The organism is Frankia sp. CcWB2 (assembly GCF_977927585.1).
This window is the reverse complement of the sequence record NZ_CDWRCM010000115.1, coordinates 9,223-14,450: the sequence shown is the minus strand read 5'-3', so window position 1 is coordinate 14,450 and position 5,228 is coordinate 9,223. Positions and strand designations below refer to the sequence as shown.

The 5,228-nt window shown below is 74.6% G+C and carries 4 protein-coding genes and 1 pseudogene; all 5 read left to right on the top strand.

Going from position 1 to position 5,228, the window contains the following annotated elements:
• The first annotated feature begins 230 nt into the window (after positions 1-230).
• Positions 231-1,499 (top strand): DEAD/DEAH box helicase, encoded by a 1,269-nt coding sequence (locus ACY45C_RS13340; protein ID WP_462187938.1) that lies wholly within the window; start codon positions 231-233, stop codon positions 1,497-1,499.
• Between the two features lie 326 nt (positions 1,500-1,825).
• Positions 1,826-2,002: a hypothetical protein gene (locus tag ACY45C_RS13335; protein WP_462187936.1), complete on the top strand. Its 177-nt coding sequence runs from the start codon at positions 1,826-1,828 to the stop codon at positions 2,000-2,002.
• Positions 2,003-2,111: 109 nt separating this feature from the next.
• Positions 2,112-3,149, top strand: a complete 1,038-nt coding sequence (locus ACY45C_RS13330) for an alpha/beta fold hydrolase (RefSeq protein ID WP_462187935.1) — start codon at positions 2,112-2,114, stop codon at positions 3,147-3,149.
• A 72-nt stretch (positions 3,150-3,221) separates the two neighbouring features.
• Positions 3,222-4,799, top strand: coding sequence for a pyridoxal phosphate-dependent decarboxylase family protein (locus ACY45C_RS13325; protein ID WP_462187934.1), 1,578 nt, complete (start codon positions 3,222-3,224; stop codon positions 4,797-4,799).
• Between the two features lie 196 nt (positions 4,800-4,995).
• Positions 4,996-5,094: pseudogene (locus ACY45C_RS13320) on the top strand (PHP domain-containing protein); the annotation flags it as partial.
• Between the last annotated feature and the right edge of the window lie 134 nt (positions 5,095-5,228).

The window sequence follows — 5,228 nt, the reverse complement described above, 5'->3', positions numbered from 1 at the left end:
TTCCGGGCGGTGGCGGGGCCCGGGGTGGCGGCCGCGGTGCCGGCGGGCGCGGCCCGCGGTACAGCGGCTCCCGTTCAGGTGGCCCGGCGCGCCCGGCCGGACCGACCATCACCACGCGTGAGCCCCGGCCGCCGGCCGAGTCCTTCGAGGCCGCGGGCCTGCCCCGCCGGCTCATCAAGGCGCTGGCCGACCGGGACATCGCCGCCCCGTTCCCAGTCCAGGCATCGACCCTGCCCGACGTCCTCGCCGGGGAGAACGTCCTCGGCCGGGCCCGGACCGGCTCGGGCAAGACGCTCGCCTTCGGGCTGCCGCTGCTCGCCCGCATGGCCGGGCAGGGGCCGGCCCAGCCCCGCCGGCCCCGTGCGCTCGTCCTCGTGCCGACCCGCGAGCTGGCCCAGCAGGTCAACGATGCGCTCGAGCCCCTGACCAGGGCGCTCAACCTCCGGCTCGCGCCGGTGTACGGCGGGACGTCCATCAGCCGGCAGATCTCCGCGCTACGCCGCGGTGTGCACCTGGTTGTCGCCACCCCGGGCCGGCTCACCGATCTGGTGGAGCGCGGCGCGTGCGTGCTGGACGAGATCGAGATCACGGTCCTGGACGAGGCCGACTTCATGTGTGACCTCGGCTTCCTGCCCGCAGTGAAGGCACTGCTCGACGCCACCCCGGCGGGCGGGCAGCGGCTGCTGTTCAGCGCGACGCTCGACCGGGAGGTCGAGGTGCTCGTGCGCGACTACCTGCCCGACCCGGTCCTGGTCGCGGTGGACTCCGAGGTCTCCCAGGTCACCACACTCGCCCGGCACGCGCTCGAGGCCGTCGACCGGGCCGCGCAGGTCGCCCTGGTGACCGCGCTCGCCGGCGGCTCGGGGCGCACCCTGGTGTTCGTGCGCACCCAGCGTGACGCCGACTGGGTGGCCGAGTCACTGAGCCGGGCCGGGGTGCCGGCCGAGCCGCTGCACGGCGGAATGCCACAGGGGGCGCGGACCCGGGCGCTGGCCGGTTTCACCGACGGCTTCTACCGGGTGCTGGTCGCCACCGACGTCGCCGCCCGCGGCATCCACGTTGACGGCATCCGGCTCGTCGTGCACCTCGGCCCGCCGGAGGACGCCAAGACCTACCAGCACCGAGGCGGACGGACCGCCCGAGCCGGCGCCGACGGTGCGGACGTGCTCGTCACCCTGCCCGCCGAACGTGGCAAGGTGCGCGGGCTGCTGCGCACCGTCGGGATCGAGGCGAGGCCGATCCCGACGACCGCCGACGATCCGATCGTGCTCGAGCTCGCCGGGCCGCCCGCGCCCCGGATCAGCAAGGACGAGATCCCGCTAGCCCGCACGGGCGGCGGCAGGGGACCGCGCGGCGGCGGTACGCCTCGCGGCAACGAGCACCGGCCCACCCGGCGAGAGGGTCACCGGTTCGGGCGGCCGGCGACCGGGCACGGCCGCCCGCCGCGCCGGGGCGCCGCTCCCGGAACGGCCCCCACCGCTCCGGCACCGACAGCCTGACCGACAGCCTGGCCGCCGGCTCCGGTGCGCCCCTGCGGGCCTGACCGGACGTCCCGCCCCGGCCGCGGGCTCCAGCTGACCGGCCCGGTTTCGACCGGGCCGGTCGGCCGGTTGAACACTCCTGACCAACGACTCGCCCACGCTCTGTGCGCGCTTCACGCACGGTCCGCGCATGCCGTAGCCATCCGACGGCCAATGAAGGGCGCAACGCATTGCCATCGTTCGGATTTGCGGTGTGACCAGGATCACTTAGAGACTTTGCGCGCCACGTCCACTCGATACCGTTTTAGGGACAGCTGTCGGTAACGATGGAAGGAGCGTTGCGCATGGAAAAGGACGAGACGACCCACCTGGCCCCGGGGCTTTCCGTACCAGGTCAGCGGGAGACCGGCTCCGGCGTCCTCGACGGCGCGGAGGTCTTCGAGCCGGCCACGGAAACATTCTCGTTCGGGCCCGTCGCAAACCCGAACCGGCTCCGGCTCGGCGCCTCCCGGTCACTGTGACTCCTGGAGGCCGGCCGCCGTCGGGCGGCCGGCCCTGCTGTTTCACCGCCGACGGGTATGTCGGCCACGAGGAGCGTCGTCCTACCGTCACAGCATGAGCAGCCGCGATGTGACCGCACCCGCGGTCACCACGTCCTCGGTCACCACGCCCCTGGTTTCGGCGGACCCGTCCGGCCGGGAGAACCACCGGTCGTTCTGGGCCCAGTTGGACGGGCCGGTGCACTACGTCGACTTCGGGGGGCCACCCGACGGCCCGCTGCTGCTGTGCGTGCACGGTCTCGGCGGCTCCCACCTCAACTGGCTCGCCTTCGCCCCGCTGCTCACCCCGGTCTGCCGGGTGCTCGCGGTCGACCTGGCCGGGCACGGCCGGACGCCGCCCGCCGGGCGCCACACCGACGTCGCGGCCAACCGGGCACTGCTCGACCGTTTCCTCAGCGAGATCGTCCGGGAGGCGCCCGTCCTCGTCGGCAGCTCGATGGGAGGCATGATCAGTGTGATGCAGGCCAGTCGGCGGCCGGAGTCCGTCGCGGGTCTGGTGCTACTCGGCCCGGCACTGCCCCGGCCGCGAGGCGTGCGCCTGGATCCTGAGATCACCCGCATCTTCGCCGGTCTGCTGGTCCCCCGCCTCGGCGCGGCGGTCCTCGCGTACCGCCGCGGCCGCTACACCCCCCGCCAGCTCGTTGACGAGAACCTGCGGCGGCTCTGCGCCGACCCCGGCCGCATCCCGCCGACGGCGATCGCGGCTATGGTGCGCGCGCAGAGCGAGCGCGGCGGGATCCCCGGCGCGGACCAGGCGTACGTGGGGGCGGCGCGCTCGGTCGTCTGGTCGCTGGTGCGCCCGGCCTCACTCGCGCGCATGGTCCGCACCGTCCGGCAACCGACGATGCTCGTCCATGGCTCCGCCGACCGGCTGATCCCGGTGGGCGTGGCACACCACGTCGCCGCGGAACGCCCGGACTGGCGGGTGGAGATCCTCGACGAGTTCGGCCACCTGCCGATGCTCGAGGCGACGGAGCTCACCGCCGAGCTGGTGCTGGACTGGCTGGGCCGGGATGGCCGGGAGAGCCGGGAGAGCCGGGAAAGCCGGGAAAGCCGAACGGCGGCGGCGCACGCCCGGCCGCCGGCGGTGGCGGTGGCGGCCGACTGACGCCGCCGGGCATCGGGCCCGCTTCGGACCCGCTGGCGAACGATCATCCATCCCGGACGAGGAGATCCACCGATGCGAGGCACGCCGCCCGTCGACGCGCTCCGCGCGGCACTGTGCGCCGCCGCCGGGCATGCCGACGCCTACCTGGCGGGTCTGGCCGATCGTCGGGTCGGCCCCAGCCTGACCGCCGAGCAAGTCCGCCACCGGCTCGGCGACACGCTGCCGGCGGGCCCGAGCGACCCGGTGGCGGTCATCGACGCGCTGGTCGACGCGGTGGCCGGCGGCCTCACTTCGACCGGCTCGGGCCGCTTCTTCGGCTACGTCATCGGCGGGACCCTGCCGGCGGCGCTCGCCGCCGACCTGCTCACCGTCGTGTGGGACCAGAACGCTGCCCTGGCCTCCCTCTCCCCGGCCGCCAGCGCCGTCGAGGCGCTGACCGGCCGCTGGATCGCGCAGCTGCTCGGCCTGCCGCCGGGGGTATCCGTCGGGTTCACCACCGGCACCCAGATGGCGCACGTGACCGCCCTGGCGGCCGCGCGGCACCGGGTGCTGGCGCGGGCCGGCTGGGATGTCGAGACGGATGGTCTCGCCGGGGCACCGCCCGTGCGGGTCCTGGTCGGCGCCGCCCGGCACGCCACTGTCGACGCCGCGTTGCGCCTGCTCGGATTCGGCACCCGCGCGACGATCGCCGTCGAGGCCGACGCGCTCGGGCGGATGCGCCCCGAGGCGCTGCGGGCGGCTCTTGCCCGCGGGAGCGGCGGGAGCGGGCCGACGATCGTGATCGCCCAGGCGGGGGAGGTCAACACCGGTGGGTTCGACCCCTTCGAGGAGGTGTGCGCGCTGGCCCGCGAACACGGCGCCTGGGTGCACGTGGACGGTGCGTTCGGGCTGTGGGCTGCGGTGTCGGCGGCGGCGTCCCAGCGCGCCCTCGTCGCCGGGGTCGAGCGGGCCGACTCGTGGGCGACCGACGGCCACAAGTGGCTCAACGTCCCGTACGACTGCGGGATCGCCCTCGTCGCGGACCGCGAGGCGCACCGGCGGTCGATGTCGGCCTCGGCGGACTACTTCGTCCTCGACTCCGCCGGCCGGCTCGACCCGGTCGACTGGACACCGGAGTTCAGCCGCCGGGCGCGGGCCTTCGCCGTGTACGCGGCGCTGCGCTCGCTCGGCCGGGCGGGGCTGCGCGACCTGGTGGACCGGTGCTGCGAGTATGCCAACCGCTTCGCCGTGCGGCTCGCCGCTCTTCCCGGGGTGACAATCCTGAACGCGGTGGCCGGCCCGGGCGGCCCAGCCGGGTCAGCCGGGTCAACCGGCCCGGGTGGATCGGGCCGCGTCGTGGAGCTCAACCAGGTGCTGGTCCGGGTGATGGCAGACCCGGAGGGCGACCGGACGGCGGCCGGGCGGGCGGCGGGCGACCGGCTGACGGCGGCGGTCACGGCCGCGGTGACGGCAAGCGGCGAGACGTTCATGAGCGGCACGGTGTGGCGGGGCCGCACAGCGATGCGCATCTCGGTAAGCAACTGGTCGACCTCGGACAGCGAGGTGGAGCAGGCGATCGCGGTGATCGGGGCCGCCGTCGCCGAGGCGCGGGGGACGACCGCGGCGGCGCCGGGCGGCGGCGGTACGCACCGCGGCGGTATCGCTTCGTAGTACCCGGCGGACACGACGGCGGAGGTGTCCGGACCGCGCGCGGGCCGCTAGGCTGCCGGATGAACGCCTTGTCCATCCGGCCGGTCCCCCGTGATGATCAGTTCCCGGCGCGCCCGCACCGGAGGGCGCCCGTTTCCACGGTCGGTGACTGGTCCGCAGCTTCGACCGGCGTGCCCAGCGCGCGGGAAGATCTGACGTGTCCAACTCTTTCGTCCACCTTCACGTTCACACCGAGTACTCGATGCTGGACGGGGCGGCTCGGCTGAAGGACATGTTCAAAGAGGTCTCCCGCCAATGGACCACGGCCTCGACATCGAGCGCCGGGTCCGCGACGGCCTGGTGGGCATCGTCCGCACGCTCGGCATGCGGTTCGTCGTCACCAACGACTCGCACTCCACCTACGAGGCCGAGCGGGACGCCCACGCCGCG

Excerpts from the sequence above, each read along its gene's own strand:
- ACY45C_RS13335 (WP_462187936.1), top strand. The coding sequence starts at position 1,826 with ATGGAAAAGGACGAGACGACCCACCTGGCCCCGGGGCTTTCCGTACCA.
- ACY45C_RS13325 (WP_462187934.1), top strand. The coding sequence starts at position 3,222 with ATGCGAGGCACGCCGCCCGTCGACGCGCTCCGCGCGGCACTGTGCGCC.